The 18,587-nt window shown below is 52.0% G+C and carries 20 protein-coding genes; 11 read left to right on the forward strand and 9 right to left on the reverse strand.

Annotated features, from left to right (window positions below):
- The first annotated feature begins 34 nt into the window (after positions 1 to 34).
- Complete coding sequence (locus tag HA51_RS27425) at positions 35 to 241, forward strand: hypothetical protein (protein ID WP_245840134.1); 207 nt, start codon at positions 35 to 37, stop codon at positions 239 to 241.
- A complete protein-coding gene (locus HA51_RS03385; protein ID WP_245840135.1) occupies positions 186 to 1,043 on the forward strand; it encodes a zinc-dependent alcohol dehydrogenase family protein in 858 nt (285 codons plus the stop codon). The genes HA51_RS27425 and HA51_RS03385 overlap by 56 nt, the downstream gene beginning before the upstream one ends.
- A gap of 174 nt (positions 1,044 to 1,217) precedes the next feature.
- Here the strand turns inward: HA51_RS03385 and HA51_RS03390 are convergent, their stop codons facing one another.
- On the reverse strand, positions 1,218 to 1,739 hold the full coding sequence (locus HA51_RS03390; protein WP_084931860.1) for a type 1 glutamine amidotransferase domain-containing protein: 522 nt from the start codon (positions 1,737 to 1,739) through the stop codon (positions 1,218 to 1,220).
- Between the two features lie 317 nt (positions 1,740 to 2,056).
- On the opposite strand from HA51_RS03390, the gene HA51_RS03395 reads away from it, so the two are divergent.
- On the forward strand, positions 2,057 to 2,449 hold the full coding sequence (locus HA51_RS03395) for a YgiW/YdeI family stress tolerance OB fold protein (RefSeq protein WP_084931861.1): 393 nt from the start codon (positions 2,057 to 2,059) through the stop codon (positions 2,447 to 2,449).
- Positions 2,450 to 2,749: 300 nt separating this feature from the next.
- Here HA51_RS03395 and HA51_RS03400 read toward each other — a convergent pair whose 3' ends face one another.
- Entirely contained in the window at positions 2,750 to 2,950 is a 201-nt protein-coding gene (locus HA51_RS03400) for a hypothetical protein (protein WP_084931862.1), read from the reverse strand.
- 220 nt (positions 2,951 to 3,170) lie between these two features.
- Positions 3,171 to 3,293, reverse strand: coding sequence for a hypothetical protein (locus tag HA51_RS27645; RefSeq protein ID WP_281253404.1), 123 nt, complete (start codon positions 3,291 to 3,293; stop codon positions 3,171 to 3,173).
- A 285-nt stretch (positions 3,294 to 3,578) separates the two neighbouring features.
- Here HA51_RS27645 and HA51_RS03405 point away from each other — a divergent pair, with 285 nt between their 5' ends.
- Together HA51_RS03405 and HA51_RS03410 are read left to right on the forward strand one after the other, a co-directional pair.
- A complete protein-coding gene (locus HA51_RS03405) occupies positions 3,579 to 3,776 on the forward strand; it encodes a hypothetical protein (protein ID WP_084931863.1) in 198 nt (65 codons plus the stop codon).
- Positions 3,776 to 4,546, forward strand: coding sequence for a hypothetical protein (locus HA51_RS03410; RefSeq protein ID WP_084931864.1), 771 nt, complete (start codon positions 3,776 to 3,778; stop codon positions 4,544 to 4,546). The genes HA51_RS03405 and HA51_RS03410 overlap by 1 nt, the downstream gene beginning before the upstream one ends.
- A gap of 73 nt (positions 4,547 to 4,619) precedes the next feature.
- Here the strand turns inward: HA51_RS03410 and zinT are convergent, their stop codons facing one another.
- Both zinT and HA51_RS03420 read right to left on the reverse strand, forming a co-directional pair.
- On the reverse strand, positions 4,620 to 5,261 hold the full coding sequence (gene zinT / locus HA51_RS03415; RefSeq protein WP_084931865.1) for a metal-binding protein ZinT: 642 nt from the start codon (positions 5,259 to 5,261) through the stop codon (positions 4,620 to 4,622).
- A gap of 182 nt (positions 5,262 to 5,443) precedes the next feature.
- Positions 5,444 to 6,955 carry a CoA-acylating methylmalonate-semialdehyde dehydrogenase gene (locus HA51_RS03420; RefSeq protein ID WP_084931866.1) on the reverse strand — a complete coding sequence of 504 codons (1,512 nt, stop codon included), beginning with the start codon at positions 6,953 to 6,955 and terminating at the stop codon, positions 5,444 to 5,446.
- Between the two features lie 131 nt (positions 6,956 to 7,086).
- Here HA51_RS03420 and HA51_RS03425 point away from each other — a divergent pair, with 131 nt between their 5' ends.
- From HA51_RS03425 to HA51_RS03450, 6 genes are all read left to right on the forward strand, one after another.
- On the forward strand, positions 7,087 to 8,088 hold the full coding sequence (locus tag HA51_RS03425; protein ID WP_084931867.1) for a LysR family transcriptional regulator: 1,002 nt from the start codon (positions 7,087 to 7,089) through the stop codon (positions 8,086 to 8,088).
- Positions 8,085 to 9,530 (forward strand): PucR family transcriptional regulator, encoded by a 1,446-nt coding sequence (locus tag HA51_RS03430; protein ID WP_084931868.1) that lies wholly within the window; start codon positions 8,085 to 8,087, stop codon positions 9,528 to 9,530. Before HA51_RS03425 ends, HA51_RS03430 begins: the two co-directional genes overlap by 4 nt.
- 138 nt (positions 9,531 to 9,668) lie before the next feature.
- Positions 9,669 to 11,093: an amino acid permease gene (locus HA51_RS03435; RefSeq protein ID WP_084931869.1), complete on the forward strand. Its 1,425-nt coding sequence runs from the start codon at positions 9,669 to 9,671 to the stop codon at positions 11,091 to 11,093.
- 24 nt (positions 11,094 to 11,117) lie between these two features.
- Complete coding sequence (locus HA51_RS03440) at positions 11,118 to 12,503, forward strand: NAD(P)/FAD-dependent oxidoreductase (RefSeq protein WP_084931870.1); 1,386 nt, start codon at positions 11,118 to 11,120, stop codon at positions 12,501 to 12,503.
- Positions 12,504 to 12,515: 12 nt separating this feature from the next.
- On the forward strand, positions 12,516 to 12,866 hold the full coding sequence (locus HA51_RS03445; protein WP_084931871.1) for a cupin domain-containing protein: 351 nt from the start codon (positions 12,516 to 12,518) through the stop codon (positions 12,864 to 12,866).
- Positions 12,867 to 13,152: 286 nt separating this feature from the next.
- The gene (locus tag HA51_RS03450) at positions 13,153 to 14,001 is read left to right on the forward strand and encodes a sugar phosphate isomerase/epimerase family protein (RefSeq protein WP_084931872.1); all 849 of its coding nucleotides are present in this window, start codon (positions 13,153 to 13,155) and stop codon (positions 13,999 to 14,001) included.
- Positions 14,002 to 14,007: 6 nt separating this feature from the next.
- On the opposite strand, the gene HA51_RS03455 is transcribed toward HA51_RS03450, so the two are convergent.
- The 4 genes from HA51_RS03455 to HA51_RS03470 all read right to left on the reverse strand — a co-directional run bounded on the left by HA51_RS03455 (position 14,008) and on the right by HA51_RS03470 (position 18,553).
- Positions 14,008 to 14,988, reverse strand: a complete 981-nt coding sequence (locus tag HA51_RS03455) for a LacI family DNA-binding transcriptional regulator (RefSeq protein WP_084931873.1) — start codon at positions 14,986 to 14,988, stop codon at positions 14,008 to 14,010.
- 98 nt (positions 14,989 to 15,086) lie between these two features.
- Positions 15,087 to 16,232, reverse strand: coding sequence for a Gfo/Idh/MocA family protein (locus tag HA51_RS03460; RefSeq protein WP_084931875.1), 1,146 nt, complete (start codon positions 16,230 to 16,232; stop codon positions 15,087 to 15,089).
- A 10-nt stretch (positions 16,233 to 16,242) separates the two neighbouring features.
- Positions 16,243 to 17,298 (reverse strand): sugar phosphate isomerase/epimerase family protein, encoded by a 1,056-nt coding sequence (locus HA51_RS03465; RefSeq protein ID WP_084931877.1) that lies wholly within the window; start codon positions 17,296 to 17,298, stop codon positions 16,243 to 16,245.
- A gap of 16 nt (positions 17,299 to 17,314) precedes the next feature.
- Positions 17,315 to 18,553, reverse strand: coding sequence for an MFS transporter (locus HA51_RS03470; protein ID WP_084931879.1), 1,239 nt, complete (start codon positions 18,551 to 18,553; stop codon positions 17,315 to 17,317).
- Positions 18,554 to 18,587 lie beyond the last annotated feature (34 nt).

An 18,587-nucleotide genomic window follows, 5' to 3' on the forward strand; every position in this document is an offset into this window, starting at 1 on the left:
CACACTGAGTCTACTTTGCATACAGGAGAAGCAGATGAAAGCGATTCAACTAACCACACCCACGATTGATGCCCTGACCTTGAGCGATTTGCCTTGCCCAAAGCCTGGCGCGGGTGAGGTGTTAATTCGGCAGCATGCGGTGAGCCTAAATTACCTTGATTTGGCGCTGGCGACAGGCCAGTTTGGTGCCATCAGCCAACCCCCTTATTCCCGGCGCAGACAGCGCGGGGGAAATCGTTGAACTGGGGGCCGGCGTCAGTGGCTGGAAGCCAGGAGAACGCGTCGTGCCGGGCATGATGTCCAGCTGGCATGCTGGTGAAATTCGCGCGGAACACCATCATGCATTGCGCGGCGTCACCCACAATGGCGGACTGGCGGAATACGCTGTGGTTCCTGCTGCATCTTTGGTGCGTATTCCTGAATTTCTGAGCTGGCAACAGGCTGCCACCTTGCCTATCGCCGCAACAACCGCATGGAACGCCATCGTGCGCGCGAATATTCAGCCCGGTAGCACCGTACTCTTACTCGGCACCGGCGGCGTGAGCCTGTTTGCGTTGCAATACGCTAAAGCAGCCGGCGCTCGCGTAATTATTCTCTCGTCATCCAATGAAAAACTAGCGAAGGTCAAAGCGTTGGGGGCTGATGAAGGTATCAACTATCGCGAAGATCCCGAATGGGACAAGCGCGTATGGCAACTCACGGACGGCCGAGGAGCAGATCTGGTGTTGGAATCCGTGGGGGCTTCAACCTTTGCCAAATCAATCAATGCTGCAGCCTACAACGGCACCCTTTTTGTCATTGGTTTTGTGGGGGGAAGCGAGTTGAAACTTCCCGTTCTGCCGATTATGCAGAAAATGTTAAATATTATTGGCAACAATACCGGTTCAACAGCCAATCTGCGCGCTGCGGTGAGAGCCATTGATACTTGCCGGATTCAACCTGAAATTGACCGTGTCTTTGCATTTGATGAGACTCAGGAAGCTTATCGCTACCTGCAATCGGCGGGGCACGTGGGGAAAGTGGTGATTGATTTGTCTGTGTGAGTGTCAGGCTTAACGACGCACTGGGTGTACTCACCGAGTGCGTCCAGTCTTAACGCGTGGCACTCTCCATATGGAACCGCCAAAATCGAAGCGGAGAGCAACCTAAAAGCTCGACTCCATCTTCAGTACTGGGCCTGCGGAAAATGGATAGCATTCGAAAACAGTTTTTAAAAATTAAGTTGCATTGAGGATCCGCAGTGCTTCGCGATTAAATGCGGGCAGATCATCGGGTGTACGGCTGGTGACCAACTTATCGTCATCAACAACCACCTCTTTATCATAAAAGTCTGCGCCAGCATTGCGTAAGTCGATGGCAATGGCCTTCACACTGGTCATCTTGCGCCCCCGCACACCGTTGGCACTGATCAGCAGCTGTGGCCCATGACAAATGGCGAAAACCGGCTTACCGCTGGCGACAAATTCTTTGGTGAAATTCACAAATCGATCGTCACCACGCAGCGAATCAGGAGAATGCCCGCCAGGCAATAGCAGCGCGTCGAATTCGGCGGCATTCACGTGATCAATATCCCTGTCGATTTTTACTTCCGCTTTACCTTGCTTCCCTTTAACCGTTTTACCTGCCTGCATTTCAATGGTAACCACCTCATGACCTGCTTTTGTATAGGCCTCTGCCGGTGAGGTGAACTCAGAATCTTCAAATTCATCGGTAATCAGAACAGCGATTTTCTTACTCATTTCTTTCTCCTGACTGGGAGCAAACGCTAAAGATTTGTAGCTCGGATATCCATCTAGTCTGGTAGCCATAGTTTAAAACGCAAGCCAGACGGTGGGGGCACAAATTCACTGCGTCTCTTATTAATGCAACATGCATACACTGAATAAGGATCGTGAAATCATATGCATGGCAATACATTTTCCTTGCCTATGTGCACAGGAATACCGACTGGCGGGTCATCCGGCCAGGGGTATTAAGAGGAATTTTCTTACCGCTGCGAACATATTTCATTTGCTGTGCCAGGCTTAATAAAATCCTAACCAATACAGAGAGTGATATGAATAAAGTTGCCTGGGTAGCGATGCTGCTGCCATTAAGTTTTGGAGCTTATGCTGAAACGGGTGGATTCGAGGCAGGTAAAACCCCACCACCGCAGCACAAAGAAGATGCTGGTTATAAAGGTTCAGAAGACACGGCAGAAACGCCAGTGAAGCTGATTAAAGATTTCCGACAAGGAGGATATGCCACTTTAGAGGGCTATATTGTCAAAAAGGTGAAAGGAGATATGTATCAGTTCCGGGACGCAACCGGAACGGTGAATATAGAGGCGCCAGCGACCACCTTCAAAGGAAAAACATACAGTGCTGAGGATAAAGTCCGCGTTAGCGGTAAAGTCTTTGGTAAGGGTGAAAATACTCACCTGAAAGTTTCAAGGATTGATGAACCCTAATCATGTTAATCCTTACCCCTGCTGCAAAGGCCAGCCCGGTTGGCCACCACTACCGGGCTTCTTTATTTTCATAAAACATCCGCTTGGCAGCGTGTTTGAGACAGCTGATTTGATACGCATGGCAGCGAGATGAATGCTGATACCAACCATCTGGCTGGGGTTCATAAAGAGTAATCGATTCCTTAAGAGGGAAATCTGGGGTTGTCAGTAGAATGCAGCGACTAAGGCATTAAGTCTTAGGGATTGATCACACTCGCGTCCGCTTTCCAGCATCGTTGGTGAAGGGGATAAATTAGTCTACTACTTATCTTTAAATGGATCTCGCGTGTGGTCCTTACTGTCATCACGCGTACGCGGGATCTCACCATGCTCATTCGGATTATCCTTTGCGGGATGGTCATCCTCTTCATAGGCATTTCCAGCGTTGGGTGCAGCCTCGGGTAATCCTTTTCGCGCATCCCCTTCTTTTTTACGCTGCTCATTCGTGTTGTGGTCTTTCATAAATACCCTCGCAGATTAATTCTGTTAACAGTAGGTCATATCACAGGCTTTGGATTAAAAGTTAGGTAAATTTTACTTTCGGAAAAAACCTAAAGTAAGGGGAATAAAATAGCTCGTAATAATACAGGTTTATATTTCCGATTTAATTTTCCCTTCTTAACGTCAAAAATCCAATCGATAACCTGAGAAAAAAATTGAGCCGCCATTGGCGGCTCATCTATCAGATGAGGGGTTTATTCTCATCTGGCAAGTTCTCATCATCATCGTCGTCATCCGGTAACGGTTCACCTTCTCCGGGAAGGGGCTGAATTTTATCTGGATCTGCATCAGGACGTTCTGACATATTTACCTCCAGTTACCCTTAATGGGTGATTAAAGCTTAGCTACTGCATTTTAAGCCCGCTGAACCCCAGACACGAATTGTGAGAGAGGTTTCGGATAAAAGATATTTGTGTCTAAGCGCTTGGCTTAAAGTAGACGAGTGAAGTAGGGAAAAAACTAACGGCTTCGTTTATATTAGACAGATTATTCCGTAAATTGACATTCTATCCTTTTATCACTGTCCTGAGTGATATGACTATCCTATTTTCTGCCATAATTCACTTAAATCACCATCATGGATATCATTATGCTTCGTTTCCTCTCCTCCCTCTTCAGCAGCCCAGAATCCCTTTTACAAGTTATGAGTCAACAGGATATGAAAGAGTCTATTGAAGAAGGCGACCGCATTATTATTGACGAAGATGGCAATGTATCCGTCAATCCGTTAAGCCCAAAAGTACAACGAGATTTTACACAGCATGTTAAAACGTTAAAGGATATTTAATGGGAACCGCAATTTTTATGGTATTGATGGTCTGCGGATATTGGTACACCAGTCGCGACATGTCGAGCCGGTTAAAAATAAAGCGCTCGTTCGGTTGGGATGTTTATTTTCTGATTGCACTGTATGGCTGTATTTTTGTCCTACAGGGCGTCCTGGCGACAGGTTTCATTTGGCTGGTCCTTCTGGCTGCTTCAGCCATGAATAATACGTTTGGCTTATCAGAGATAATACATGCGCGTTGGCATGTTGAATTTATGACATGGAGCTTTTTGGGTATTCAGGCACCCGTAGTGATAATGCTGGCGTTTGCCGTGACGTTTTGTGTTTACCGCTCCAACTGGGCAAACAGTGCTCGCCTGACCGCCAGCAGTCGCAGGGATCTCTATCAGCGGCTGTCCCGCTCAAACGGGATCGAGCAGATGCTGCTGCAGTGCATGGAAGAGGGCGAACTGGCTTGGGTCACACTTAAATCTCGACGCATTTATATCGGCATGATTCATGCCGCCACTTTTGAACACGCCAGTACGGCCAATATTGTGCTCATACCCATGCTCAGTGGTTATCGTGACGCCCGCACGCTCAACCTTGCTGTTGAGCACAACTACAGCCATTGGTATCACATGCATGAGATTGATTTCACATCAAAGCCGAAGTCCGCATTGGAGTTTCGCAAGGTCATCATGGTGGACCAGATCGAAAGTCTGTCTTTGTTTGATCCGGCTAGCGCCAGCGCGCTAGCCATGGATGCGAATGAGAAGGAACCCGCCTGATCGTATCGCTACTCATTCATTTAAGTAAAGTTGGTCGTCAAGCGCCTGAAAGGTAACAGGCGTTCACGCGCTATCAGTGATGAAGCAGGTCATCAACAATTTCATCTTTCTGCATCTGGTAGGGGAAAAAGGTAGGCCAGTTTTCCAGCTCTGCGAACAGGGCATCCTGTGATGTGTTGCCAGTGAAGATATGGAAATGACCTGATTTTTTCGGGCTAATAATATGGTCGCTGAACTGGACAAACTTGGGCGCTTTACTGTTTTTGGCAGTACATTCGAAGAGATAACGGACACCTCTTTTCCCCGACACATAATTGAGCACTTTATAACCTTTGTAGTCATATTTACAGGCGTTAACTTCACCCTTTACGGTAAATTCCATGGTGCCGTTTTCAATGCCAATATCGGTAATATCGCTGGCATAACCTTTCAGATAGTAATCTTTAATCTCGGCAAAAGATTTGCCCTGACCCGATTCGGCTTTCTTACGGAACACGGGATCCAGGCTCCCATCTTTGGCATAAGGATAAATAGACTGCCAGACACCATCCCAGTCAGACAGTTGGCGATCTTTTATATCACCATCGTTAAACACGCCATTCGCGGCATTCACCTCTTTCTCGGTTAGGGGGGCGCCATGCGAATGGTGGCCATGAGAGAAAGATTGTGAGCTAAAAAGTAATCCCAGAAGTACGACATAACGATTGAGTTTCATAAGGTTAAGCACTTATCATTGTTTATTGATGTTATAACATAACATAATTGAGTGACGAAGTGTTACACCGTATTTCATAATATGTTTAGCGCCCTGCAGCTCATCCCTCTTATCAAGCAAGACCCGTCGACAGGCGTTAATCAGTAAGCCGCAGTATGGTCTGCGGCTTACTCTATTGCTCTTTACTTGGTGGTTGGCATGGCGAATTCTGCACCTTTAGAAGTAGACTCCGGCCAGCGCTCCATAATGCTTTTCTGACGGGTATAGAAACGTACCCCTTCTTCTCCGTAAGCGTGCATGTCACCAAACAGACTCTTTTTCCAACCGCCAAAGCCATGCCATGCCATCGGCACGGGAATAGGCACGTTGATGCCAACCATACCGACTTTGATGCGGCGTCCAAACTCACGCGCAATGTGGCCGTCTCGCGTGTAGCAGCTCACGCCATTGCCAAACTCATGGTCGTTGATCAACTGCACCGCTTCGGCGAAATCTTTCACGCGCAGGCAGGCCAATACCGGTCCGAAGATCTCTTCGCGGTAGATGCGCATGTCAGTGGTGACCTCGTCAAACAGCGTGCCACCCAGCCAGAAGCCCTGCTCACAACCTTCACCCGTACTGGCTGCATCAAAATTGCGCCCGTCTACCAGCAGTTTGGCACCTTCCGCTTCGCCCGCGGCAATGTATCCACTGATACGCTCTTTCGCCGCTCGCGTTACAATCGGTCCCATTTCGGCATCAAGGTTTGTGCCGTTCAGCACTTTTAACTGCTTCGTGCGTTCGATAAGCGCTGGCAGGACTTTCTCCGCCGTGCCTTCACCAACAAACAACGCCACGCTGATAGCCATGCAGCGCTCACCCGCTGAACCGTAAGCTGCACCTGTCAACGCATCTACCACCTGATCCATATCCGCATCAGGCATCACCACCAGATGGTTTTTCGCACCGCCTAGCGCCTGTACACGCTTGCCGTGACGCGCGCCGGTTTCATAGACATAGTTGGCAATGGGCGTAGAACCAACAAACGACAGCGCCTCAACGTCAGGGTGTTCCAGCAACGCATCCACAGCGACCTTATCGCCCTGCACCACGTTGAAGACGCCATCCGGCAAGCCCGCTTCTTTCAGCAGTTCGGCAATAAACAGACTGGCGCTAGGATCGGTTGGGCTTGGTTTCAGAATAAAGGTGTTACCACAGGCAATCGCCACTGGGAACATCCACATCGGCACCATCACTGGGAAGTTGAATGGCGTGATTCCGGCCACTACGCCTAACGGCTGGCGCACCGTCCAGTTATCGATGTTCGTGCTGACCTGCTCAGTGAAATCACTCTTCAGCAATTGCGGAATGCCGGTCGCAAATTCCACCACTTCAATGCCACGCATCACTTCACCCTGCGCATCGGTAAACACTTTTCCATGCTCAGCAGTGATCAGACGGGCTAACTCATCGCGGCGTTGATTCAGCAGGTCGAGAAAGCGGAACAGCACACGTGCGCGACGCAGCGGTGGCAGATTGCTCCAGGCAGGGAATGCGGCTTTAGCAGATTCAACAGCGGCGTTCACGTCAGCCACACTGGCGAATTGCGCCTGACCGGTGACTTCGCCGGTGGCGGGATTAAATACATCCTGATGTTTTCCGCTGGTCGCTTCGACGCGTGCACCATTAATCCAGTGAACGATTGATTCGGTCATTTTGCTGTCCTCATGTGATGTAAACCCCAAGTCTGATGAGACCGGGCAGTTAAAAAATATTAGGGATTGACACCATGATTGAAAAGAACAACAAATAAACAACATTGTTTTAAAAATAGAACAAAAGAATTATGAGCGAGATTTCAACGTCTCCGGACGCATTAACCACCATTCCTATTTTTTCCGACCTGCATATTTTGACGGTGTTGTCACAAACCCGAAATTACACTCAGGCCGCTCAGCGGCTTAATATTTCCAAAACCACCGTCAGTCTGCGCATTGCTGCGCTGGAACGCGCCGCAGGTGTGGCGCTGGTGCACCGATCCACGCGCTCAGTCACGTTAACTTCAGCCGGGCAGATGCTGGTAGACGAGATCAGTGCACCGTTTCGCACTATTACGCAGAGCTTCTCGTCCATTAAGGATTTTGCCTCTGTGCCGCGTGGACTGGTGCGACTCACCGCGCCCGTGGCGCTGGGCAGACAATTTGTGATGCCCGCCTTAACGCGCTTCCTGACGGCTTATCCTGAGATCCAAATCGAATTAGACCTCAATGATCAGCTCAGCAATCTGGCCAATGACGGCTTCGATTTGGCGATCCGCCACACCACCTCACCGCCTGAGAACTATGTTGCCTGGCCCTTGTGCACCACACGTTCAGTACTGGTCGCCAGCCGCGACTATTTGGCACGTCGCGGCACACCGCAACATCCAGCTGATTTGGCGGAACATCACTGTCTGCCCTATTTGCGTGGTAAAGCGCTGCAACATGAATGGGTGCTGGAAAAAGTCGCCTCTGACCATGACGAAGCCGATGTGCTGGTCCCGGTACGTGGTCCGCTCAAAACCAACAACAGCGAGGCGATACGTGCAGCGGCAGTGGCGGGTCTGGGCATCGCGCTGCTGCCAGATTTCAGTGCTATCAACAGCGAACCCGAACTCCAGCCATTGATGCAGGTTCTGCCGAATTGGCGGGTACGCGGTTTTTTTGGCGAGCAGATTTATGCCCTCCGGCCTTGGGCCCCTCAGGTGCCGAGGGCGGTTCAGTGTCTGGTGAATCATCTTAAAGACGAGTTTCAATCTGGATTTTTGTTGCCCGTCGCGAACCACCACGCTGAGGAGAAGCATGCATGATTAAAGTGCGGGAATTAACCGCCAGCCTTTCGCTCGGGCTGCAACTTATCGCCGGGAAAAAAGGTGAAGAGCGGCAAATTACCTGGGTACACACTGTGGACTTACCCGATCCCTGGCGTTGGATATCACCCGGCAACCTGGTCATGACGACCGGTGCGGGTTTGCCTGTTACTGCTTCACATCAAACTGAATGGCTGGAGAAGTTAGCGTTGAGCAATGCCAGTGCACTGGTGATCGCCCGGCACCCTTCCGCGCCAGAAATCACACCAGCACTATTGGAGACCGCCGACAGGCTAATGTTTCCGGTATTAGAAACGGGCTTTGAACAAGAGTTTGTGAAGCTTTCACGCGCCATCATTGAAGGCATCCTTCAAGTCCAGCAGGGGCAATACACTGCTGGAGAACAGCTTTTTCAAGCCTATGCAAAGACGCTGCGCGAAGATGTCGATTTGGACGGCCGCTTGCGGCTTCTGGCTGCATCGCTAAAAATCGATCTTGAAATCGAGGATGCGCTAAGCGGCACGATTCGATTTTCCTCGCACCCCTCGACGTTATCGGCATCGCCGTCAGCATTGCCTATGGAGCGGGTTCCCCTGGCGGGTCGATCGCGTACCCATCTTATTCTCTACCGCACGGATGCCAACTCGCTCAAAGACCCTCTGCTCGTCCGTTCCCTGACAGGGTTGCTGGAAATTGAACTTGAGCGGCTGATGATTGAACGCGACCAACAGCGTCGTGAAGGAAGCGCCTTGCTGGATAGTCTTTTGCGGGGTGAAACTTCCCTCGCACTTATCAGCCCGATTCTGCAACAGCGGGGGCTTTATGGCACGCTGGTTTGCCTGGCGCTGGAGCCAGCCGAACAGGGTGACTGGAACGCGGATAACATTCATCACGCCCCGGGCCTGAAAGGCGCCTCCCTCTTGATCAAACACGATGAAAGGTTGCTAATTCTCTGCCCAGATACACCTGAGATCGCGCTGGCCATTCGCAAGGGGCTGGGAGCCAAAACAGTGTGCGGCATGAGCAGTCCGGTGAATTCGGCAACGGGACTCGCTGAAAGCTTCAGGCAGGCGCGTCTCGCCTGTTCCCAAGCAAAGGAGCTGCATAAATCCGTTCTGCGCTATGGTGAAGCAGATACGGGACTAGCCGTGTATCCCACCTCATTATCCGCCGCGAGGGCTATCGTTGACCGTTATCTCAGCCCGCTGATTGAGCACGATCGCCACAGTGACGCCAACTTACTCGTGACCTTGGTCAAATTTCTGGAAAATGATGGCAGCTGGAAAAGTACATCATACGAACTTCATATACATCGTCAGACACTGGTTTACCGTTTGAAGCTCATCACAAAATTGACCGGCCTCTCTCCAACCTCAACCGCCGGGACAGCCTTGCTATGGCTGGCATTGGAAGCAGGAAGGTCTACAAAGCTGCTGCCCTGAGCCATTAACGCTCAACGCTGTCGGTTTTTACATTTGTATGAAGGGGGCAGCTTTTAACTGTAACTTTTGCGAATAGCGCCCTGCTCTCCACTTGATTTACATCTGTCTCCTGACAATTCCGTTAACCAGGAGACAACAATGCCGATACAAACGGAACACGAACAGAGATTCATAAATACACTTAAAACCCGGCACATCAGTATGCTGGCTTTGGGTGGCGTGATCGGTGCTGGCTTATTCGTGGGCTCCAGTGCCGTCATTGCCTCAACGGGACCGGGCGCATTCATTACCTACCTGATCACCGGCATCATGGTCGCGTTAATTATGCGCATGCTGGGCGAGATGGCAGCGGCCAGGCCCCTTAAAGGCTCTTTTGTTGAATATGCCCGCCTCGCTTTCGGCAATGCTGCGGGGTTCGCCACAGGCTGGCTCTATTGGTATTTCTGGGTCATCGTGGTGGGATTTGAAGCGGTTGTCGGCGGACAGATTATCCATGGCTGGACCCCGGAACTGCCTGTCTGGCTGATTTCTCTGGGCCTGATGATTCTGATGACCTCACTTAACCTCCTGTCGGTTCGGTCGTTTGGTGAGGCAGAGTACTGGTTTGCGGGTATCAAAGTCGTCGCCATCGTGATTTTCCTGCTGGTTGCGGGCGCCTACGTCCTTCACCTTTTTCCACATTCGACGGCAAATTTCAGCAACCTGACCTCTCAAGGTGGTTTCTTTCCCCACGGGGCTGGCACGCTGTTTACTGGCGTGGTGACAGTCATCTTCTCCATGACTGGCGTTGAGGTCGCCACCATTGCGGCAGCAGAATCCGAACATCCGGCGGAGAATATTCGCAAAGCGGTAAATACGGTGATGGTCCGCATTCTAGTGTTCTTTGTGCTGGCAACATTCCTAATCGTTGTCGCGCAGCCCTGGACAGATGTCGTCCCGGGTAAATCCGCATTTGTCACCACCTTCGATAAGATCGGTATCCCCGGGTCCGGCACGATGTTGACCATTGTCATACTGGTTGCCGTGTTATCGGTACTCAATGCGGGCCTTTACACCTCTTCTCGTCTGCTTGCGGTTTTGAGCAGCAATGGCGAAGCACCGGCATGGATGGCACAGCGCAGTAAACGCGGCGTTCCCTCACTAGCTGTTATCACCTCCACTCTTGTCGGCTATGCCGCCGTGGTCATTGCTGCACTTTGGCCAGACACCGTTTTCCTTTTCCTGCTGAATTCCTCCGGCGCCGTATTCTTGTTTGTCTATCTGATGATTTGCCTGTCGCAACTCAAGCTCCGCAAAACCTGGGAGCATGAGGGCACCCTGAAATTCCGCATGTGGGGACACCCTTGGATACCGTTGCTGGTCACTGCATCAGTCATCGCCGTGCTGGTCAGTATGGCTGTCGATGCGGACAAACGTCTAAGCCTCCTGCAAAGCATCCTCGCCTTGATGGTGATCCTCACTTCCTATGCCGTTCTGTTGTTTGCCCGTAGCCGAAGCCAGCGCCGTACACGAGAGATTCGCGCTGGCAGGCCCAAAGCCGCCATCAGTCACCGAACCCTTTAAAGTTGCCTTATTCCTGGAGTAAAAATGGCCCAGACTCATCAAAAAATCCTTAGCCTACCAAACCGCCCTTTCTGGTATGAAGAATCCCTTGAAAGGCCTGCCTTATCTGGCTTGGTGGACGCTGACATAGCGATCGTAGGCGCTGGCTATACCGGACTGTGGACGGCGTATTATTTACTTAAACGCTACCCGTCTCTGCGGGTTGTGATCCTCGAGCGTCAGCGTGTCGGATTTGGTGCCTCCGGACGTAACGGCGGCTGGGCATCCGCAATTTTTCCTATTTCACTGTCGCGGGTCGCGCAGATGTATTCGCATTCAGCGGCACTTAGCCTGCAACGGGCGATGAACGATACCGTTGATGAGATTGGTCGCGTGCTGGCAGAAGAGAACATCGATGCAGATTATGTAAAGTCCGGCTTTCTTTCTCTGGCGCGCACCAAACCACAGCTAGAGCGGGTAGCGGCCGCAGTTGAAAGCTCAACCCGTTTTGGCTTGCCCGAACAATGGCAGGCGATTGGCGCAGCCGATGCGGCGGATAAGGTTGGCGCTGACAACGTGCTTGGCGGACTCTATACCCCACACTGTGCGCTGGTTCATCCCGGCAAACTGGTTCGCGGACTGGCACATGTGGTTGAAAAGATGGGTGCCACCATTTATGAACAGTCACCGGTTATCAGCATCGCACAGGGCCATGTGCAGACGGCGAATGGCGCCGTGCAGGCGGAAACCATTGTCCGAGCCACCGAAGCGTTTACCTGCCAGCAACAGGATCAACGCCGTTCTGTCATCCCACTTTACTCACTGGTTTTAGCTACGGAACCCCTTTCTGCTGAACAACAACGTGCAACCCGGCTCGAGCAGCGAATGGCATTCAATGATATGCGACATCTGCGTATTTACGGCCAGATGACGGCTTCAGGACGTTTGATCTTTGGAGGTCGCGGCGCTCCTTACCACTTTGGTTCTCGCATAACGGATAAGGACGATTTGGTCGATGGTGTTCACACCAAAATTTACGACACCCTGCTCGAACTCTTTCCTCAATTAGACGAGCTTTCCATTACCCACCGCTGGGGCGGCGCTTTAGGGGTGTCTCGGGACTGGTGTCCAACGGTGAGCTTTGATCCCGCTAAACGTATTGGCTGGGCAGGCAATTATGTTGGAGATGGTGTCGCCACCAGCAACCTGGCGGGCAGGATCCTCAGCAATCTTATCTTTAATCATGATGAGGAAATTAATCGCCTGCCCCTAGTCAATCACCACTCCCCAATATGGGAACCGGAGCCTTTCCGCTGGCTAGGTATCAACAGTGGTCTGTTTGCCGCAGGGCTTAGCGACTTTGAGGAACGCCTCACCAATAAACCCTCACGTGCCGCGCATCTGCTTGAAAAATTAACGGGCGCACATTAAAAGGAATTCCCTATGAGCCAATTCACCATCATCAAATCTTCATCCATCAAAAATAACCCACTGACTTCCGCGGGACAACGCGCCGGGGCGGATCACGGCGATCCTCAGATCGCCCTCCAGACGCTAGCGCCAGATGCAACGGGCAGCTTGGGCATCTGGGAGTGTCAACCGGGAGGATGGCCCGTTCACAATCGCCCTGACACAGAGTTCACCTATATCATCTCGGGCGTGGCAAAGCTGACCGACGAGAAAACCGGCGAGGTAGTAGAGATTACCGGTGGCGATCTGGTGATTCTGCCTCCGGGCTGGAGCGGACGCTGGGACATTATTGAGCCCGTCAGAAAGGTTTATGCCATTTATTGAGTAAGCAGGATCCCTGACGAAGCCCAAGCCTCTGATGCAAACGTGTAAGCATAAGGGATAGGCTACCTAGCAAACGCCATATGTTGCTAGCGTGTGCGTTGCCTCTTGCCTTTCGCGCTCAGGAATCAGCGCTTCAACATGCTTGAAGCGCTGTACTTGTTAATCCGATCTACAGATTTTGTATGAGACTCATCACATTTCGTTAAATCGACAGGCTCACGTAAAAGTAATCGATTACTTTTTAATATATTTTGTAATCGATTACTTTTCATAAACAGGAAAAATTATGCTTGCCCGATTACTGTTGAGTACCTGCCTGCTTGCTTCCACTGCTCTAATTTCATTCGCCGCGTCGGCAACGCAGGTTGATGATGAAATAGCGCTTCAGATGTACACCTTGAGAAATGTAGGCACGGCGGAGAAACAGTTCGCCATGGCGCACGATGCGGGTTTCAAACACGTCGAAATTGTGGGAACCCATGATCTCAGTGCGCAACAGATGAAGTCTTTGCTGAAGAAGAATGCGCTGACTGTCACCTCCGCCCATGTCCAGCTCTCGGCACTGGAAAAAGAGTACGCTCAAACCGTCGCTTTCAATAAATCTGTTGGTAACAGCACCATCATCGTTCCTTGGATCGAACCGGAAGATCGCCCAGACAGCACCCGCGGCTGGATTGACTACGCTAAACGTTTAGACGCGATGGGGGCGAAGCTGCGCCATGACGGAATACAGTTGGCCTATCACAACCACAACTTTGAGATGAAAAAGTACAACGGCGTGACCGCACTGGAAATTTTGATGAACCATACTTCACGCGACAACCTGAAGCTGGAGATGGATGCCGCCTGGGTGTCACGTGGCGGTCAGGATCCGGTGCGCTTTCTGAAGGAATATCCAGGCAGAATCTATGCCATTCATGCCAAGGATAACGCCGCTATCGGCATTCGTGATGATGAGATGAACTTTGCCCCGCTGGGTGAGGGTTTGCTGGACTGGTCTGCCATTCTGCCTGCTGCGAAAGCAAACGGCGTGAGATGGTTCATCATTGAACATGACAAGCCAAAGGATGCGTGGAGCATCATCACGACATCGCTGCAGAATCTACGCGCGGCACTGCAAACGCTGCCGCACTAAGCTCGCTTATGCACTGGCACGCTCAATCAGGTGCCCTTGCATGATTACGCGCTCGGGTGGGGATTCCGGCTGATCAATTTTTTGCAGCACCAGCCTGCAAGCCTGACGACCAATATCACGTGATGGCTGCGCCAGCGTTGTCAGCGGTGGCGTGACCATCTCCGCCAGCTCGGTGCCATCGAAGCCAGCCACGGCAATATCTTCTGGGACGCGTAAACCCGCCGCCTGGATCGCCGCCATCGCGCCAGCCGCTAGCGTATCCGACACCGCGAACACCGCGTCAGGACGCTCTTTCCCTTCCAGCAACGCCATCATGGCGCGTTTGCCTGCGCTAAAGCTCAATTCGCTGGCATAACTTATCGCCTGCCAGTCGAGCTGATGGCGCTCAAGTTGCGCCAGATATCCTTCCTGACGCAGCTGGGCATATTTATAGCTGAGATCATGATTGATGATGGCAATGCGTTTGCGTCCTTTATCTGCCAGATAACGCACTACCTGCTGTGAGGCATCGCTGTCGTTAATTCCCACGCAGGAGATCTCTCCCGCATCCGCATATTCGGCACACTGCACCCAAGGCGTGTTGGCAATCAAGTGGCTTAACTCAGGCAGTTTACTGAAGGCGTCCATGGTGATGATGCCGTCAACCATCTTTCCTGACAGCAGTTGCAGACTGGAGCGGGAACGCTCGATATCAGAACCCGAGTTGCACAGCAGAATGCGGTAGCCGTTCTTCTCGGCTTCCTCTTCGATGCCCTTCACCACTTCGGCACAGAAAGGGTTAGAAATGTCAGAAACCATCACCAGAATCATCGAGCTACGCGCGGTGCGCAGTTGGCGGGCCAGCAAATTGGGCTGATAGTTGCTCTCTTTGATCGCCTGCAGCACTTTCTCGCGATTTTTATCTTTAACCGTGTCGCTGTTATTCAACACACGTGACACCGTCGCGACGGAAACCCCCGCCAGACGAGCGATTTTTTGAATGGACATGGCAGCAACTCATACGGAATCAGATGTTACGCAGGCTACCATAAATCTGCGTGAACAATAAGTTAGCCCGATCGGCCAGCAGCAGATCGGGCCAAATATTACGGGTTTACGCGCACCCAGCGCTGCTGCTGATGGCTTTGCACAATAGCATCAACTATCGCCATCACCTGAGCACCATCATGGAAGGTCGCAAAGTTGGCGGTTGGCGAGGGTTCGCCTTTCGCTACCGCTTGGTAAAACTGATGCATCATGGCTCGGAACGCATCTGGCCAGCCTTCGATATGTCCTCCCGGAAAACGCGCCCTGTCCGCCACATCGGGATTCATCAACGCTGGGTCATCCGATAACAGCTGATTGGCCTTGTGCCGATGTCCCAGCCAAAGCTGTTGCGGCACCTCCTGATCCCAAGCCAGCGCACCCAAGCTGCCGTTCACTTCCAGGCTGAGCCGATTCTTGCGCCCGGCAGAAACCTGCGACACGCTGAAGCTGCCTTTACTGCCGTCATCAAAACGGAACAACACAAAGCCCATATCTTCCGTAGTCACTTCACGGGATTCATACTGTGTTTCGTCTGATTGCACGCCAAAAGTGGCCACATCAGCGAGATTTTCCTTACGCGTAGGCCAGACAATCGACAGATCGGCCATCACCTCGACGATTTTGCGCCCGGTCACAAACTGAATGGTATCGCACCAGTGAGAGCCAATATCCGCCACGGCGCGCGATGCGCCGCCCTTTTCTGCATCCACACGCCAGTTGTAATCGGTCTCTTCCAGCATCCAGTCCTGCAGGTAACTGCCCTGCGCCGAGAAAAGCCGCCCCAGCTGCTGATAACGCACTATGCTCGCGGCCTGCTGCACCATGGCAAACTGGCGATAAACAAAGCTGACACCATGCACCACGCCCGCCTGCTCTGCCAAAGCCACCAGCTCTCTGGCTTCATCCATCGTCATGCACAGCGGTTTTTCCGAGAACACATGTTTGCCAGCTGCGATGATTTGCCGGTTAATCGCCGCGTGCAGATGGTTCGGCGTGCAGTTATGCACCGCATCCAACCCTGGGTGCTGCAAAAACGCAACCACGTCGCTGTAGGCATGCGGCACGTTCAGCTGGGCCGCGCGGGATTCTGCACTGCTCTGGTTTGAATCACACAGAGCAACCACGTTGACGTTGCCCAGGCGACGCAATGCTTCAATATGTGCCGGGCCGATAAAGCCCGTGCCAATGATTCCTACGTTAAACACCTAAAGCTCCTTATTTCAGGCCAAGCTGCGCGCGAAGGCTGGATGTCGCATCGTGCTTCGCGGCAAAATCATCAAACGCACGGTTGGCGACTGGAATGATATGACGCTGAATGAATTCGGCACCTTCACGTGCCCCGACATCACTGTCTTTCAAACAACATTCCCACTCCAGCACCGCCCAGCCGTCGTAATTATATTGTGCCAGCTTGCTAAAGATCCCTTTGAAGTCGACCTGGCCGTCACCGGGCGAACGAAAGCGTCCGGCACGTTCTGCCCATCGCTGATAACCGCCGTAGACGCCACTGCGGCCATTGACGCGGTATTCGGCGTCTTTAACGTGGAAGGCTTTGATACGCTGATGATAGATATCGATAAATTGCAGATAATCGATGTGTTGCAGTAGCAGATGGCTGGGATCGAACAGAATATTGCAGCGTGGATGATGATTGACGGCCGCTAAGAAACGCTCAAACGTCACGCCATCATGCAGATCTTCCCCCGGATGCAGTTCATAGCAGACATCAACACCGTAACGGTCAAATTCTTCTAAAACGGGCAGCCAGCGGCGCGCCAGCTCGGCGAACGCCTCTTCAAGCAGCGCCGGGTTATGTGGCGGCCACGGATAAAGATAAGGCCACGCAAGCGAACCGGAAAAAGTGGCATGTGCGCGCAGCCCGAGTTTCGCCGATGCCGATGCCGCTTTTTTTACCGTCTCGATGGCCCACGCGGTGCGCTTTTCGTTGTCACCGCGCACCTGTACTGGCGCGAAGCCATCAAATGCCACGTCGTGGGCAGGATGGACAGCAATCAGCTGACCTTCCAGGTGGGTCGATAACTCACTCACCACCAAGCCGTATTTCTCCAGCAATCCCGTAATTTCATCGCAATAGGTCTGGCTGGTAGACGCCAGTTCCAGATCAAATATCGCCGAATGATTACAGGGGATCTGCAATGCTTTATAGCCAAGCCCCGATGCCCATTGCGCCAGTCCTTCCAGTGTATTGAACGGCGCCTGTTCCCCGATGAACTGCGACAAAAAAATACCAGGTCCTTTTAACGTTTTCACGTACACCTCCAGTTAATCAAACCTTTTCATCCCGATACTTAAAGGTGAAGAGGAAAATAATGGCGATCGCTGCCGCCGCAATAGCGGGGATCCACCAGAATGTTGCCCAGTTTTCAGCCGTGCCCTGCCCAGCAACCAGGCGGTTATAGAGTGCGCCGGAGATTTGCGAACCCAGCAGCATGCCGATGCCGTAAGTGAACATCACCACCATGCTTTGCGCCTGCCCCTTCACTTTTTCGCCTGCAATGCGGTCGGTGTAGATGAAGCCCACCACGAAGAAAAAGTCATAACAGACACCGTGCAGCAGAATACCCAGATAGATCAGCGCGCGCCCCTCATCGCCCATCCCCATTGCAAACAGTGCATAACGCACGAACCAGGCCACCATGCCGACCAGCAACATGTACTTCACGCCCAAACGTCGGAAGAGTAAGGGGATCACCAACATGAAGAAGATTTCTGACATCTGACCGAAGGACATCGCGGTACTGATATTTGTCACGCCCGCATCCGCCAGCCAGGAGGCGGTATAAGCGTAATAGGTGCCTAGCGGGATCGAGATTAGCGTGGCGCACAGTGCGAACACGAAAAAGTGAGGGACTTTGAGTAGAGCAAAGGCGTCGGCACAGAACAGATCGCGCACTTTTAACGGCATTCCTTTAGCCGGTGCCGGCGTATGTGGCAGCGTCAGGCTGTAGATCGCCAGCACAACCGAGCAGATAGCCGCGAGGGTAAAGATCGATGAGCTGGAAGCAATGCCAGTAACACCGATAAAGATGCCTGCCACTATCCAGCCAATGGTGCCAAACACGCGCACCACAGGAAAACTTTTGTCACTTTTCGCCAGGCTGTGGAAGGCAATGTTATTCGCCAGCGCCAGCGTAGGCATAAAGCACAACGTATAACCAAACAGCAGGGCAATCAGCTGAGCGCCATTTTCTGCCGCCAGCGCCGAAGGCACAAACCACAGGATCACCGCCCCTGCCAGGTTCATGACGGCCATGACTTTCTGCGACGGGAAGAACCTGTCTACCAGCATGCCCAGCACAAACGGCGACAGGATCGAGGCGATCGGCCCGGCTGAGAACGCATCGCCGATCAGTAATGACATGTTGTGTTGCGTCATCACCAAGCCGAGCGTGACCGACCAACTACCCCAGATGAAGAACTGCATAAACATCATTAAAGAGAGACGTGGAATCAGCATCCGCTGCTGTTTCACCATGCTCTCGGTATTTGTTACTGTCGTCACCATGTTGGCCTCTCACCAAAAAGTAATCGATTACATT

The organism is Pantoea rwandensis (genome assembly GCF_002095475.1).
GTDB lineage: Bacteria > Pseudomonadota > Gammaproteobacteria > Enterobacterales > Enterobacteriaceae > Pantoea > Pantoea rwandensis.

What these genes read in the sequence shown, in the direction of transcription:
- HA51_RS03455 (WP_084931873.1), bottom strand. Translation starts at nt 14,988, where the DNA reads ATGTCCATTCAAAAAATCGCTCGTCTGGCGGGGGTTTCCGTCGCGACG.
- HA51_RS03390 (WP_084931860.1), bottom strand. Translation starts at nt 1,739, where the DNA reads ATGAGTAAGAAAATCGCTGTTCTGATTACCGATGAATTTGAAGATTCT.
- HA51_RS03445 (WP_084931871.1), top strand. Translation starts at nt 12,516, where the DNA reads ATGAGCCAATTCACCATCATCAAATCTTCATCCATCAAAAATAACCCA.
- HA51_RS27425 (WP_245840134.1), top strand. Translation starts at nt 35, where the DNA reads ATGAAAGCGATTCAACTAACCACACCCACGATTGATGCCCTGACCTTG.
- HA51_RS03410 (WP_084931864.1), top strand. Translation starts at nt 3,776, where the DNA reads ATGGGAACCGCAATTTTTATGGTATTGATGGTCTGCGGATATTGGTAC.
- HA51_RS03395 (WP_084931861.1), top strand. Translation starts at nt 2,057, where the DNA reads ATGAATAAAGTTGCCTGGGTAGCGATGCTGCTGCCATTAAGTTTTGGA.
- HA51_RS03420 (WP_084931866.1), bottom strand. Translation starts at nt 6,955, where the DNA reads ATGACCGAATCAATCGTTCACTGGATTAATGGTGCACGCGTCGAAGCG.
- HA51_RS03435 (WP_084931869.1), top strand. Translation starts at nt 9,669, where the DNA reads ATGCCGATACAAACGGAACACGAACAGAGATTCATAAATACACTTAAA.
- HA51_RS03400 (WP_084931862.1), bottom strand. Translation starts at nt 2,950, where the DNA reads ATGAAAGACCACAACACGAATGAGCAGCGTAAAAAAGAAGGGGATGCG.
- HA51_RS03430 (WP_084931868.1), top strand. Translation starts at nt 8,085, where the DNA reads ATGATTAAAGTGCGGGAATTAACCGCCAGCCTTTCGCTCGGGCTGCAA.
- HA51_RS27645 (WP_281253404.1), bottom strand. Translation starts at nt 3,293, where the DNA reads ATGTCAGAACGTCCTGATGCAGATCCAGATAAAATTCAGCCCCTTCCC.
- zinT (WP_084931865.1), bottom strand. Translation starts at nt 5,261, where the DNA reads ATGAAACTCAATCGTTATGTCGTACTTCTGGGATTACTTTTTAGCTCA.
- HA51_RS03470 (WP_084931879.1), bottom strand. Translation starts at nt 18,553, where the DNA reads ATGGTGACGACAGTAACAAATACCGAGAGCATGGTGAAACAGCAGCGG.
- HA51_RS03450 (WP_084931872.1), top strand. Translation starts at nt 13,153, where the DNA reads ATGCTTGCCCGATTACTGTTGAGTACCTGCCTGCTTGCTTCCACTGCT.
- HA51_RS03425 (WP_084931867.1), top strand. Translation starts at nt 7,087, where the DNA reads ATGAGCGAGATTTCAACGTCTCCGGACGCATTAACCACCATTCCTATT.
- HA51_RS03405 (WP_084931863.1), top strand. Translation starts at nt 3,579, where the DNA reads ATGCTTCGTTTCCTCTCCTCCCTCTTCAGCAGCCCAGAATCCCTTTTA.
- HA51_RS03440 (WP_084931870.1), top strand. Translation starts at nt 11,118, where the DNA reads ATGGCCCAGACTCATCAAAAAATCCTTAGCCTACCAAACCGCCCTTTC.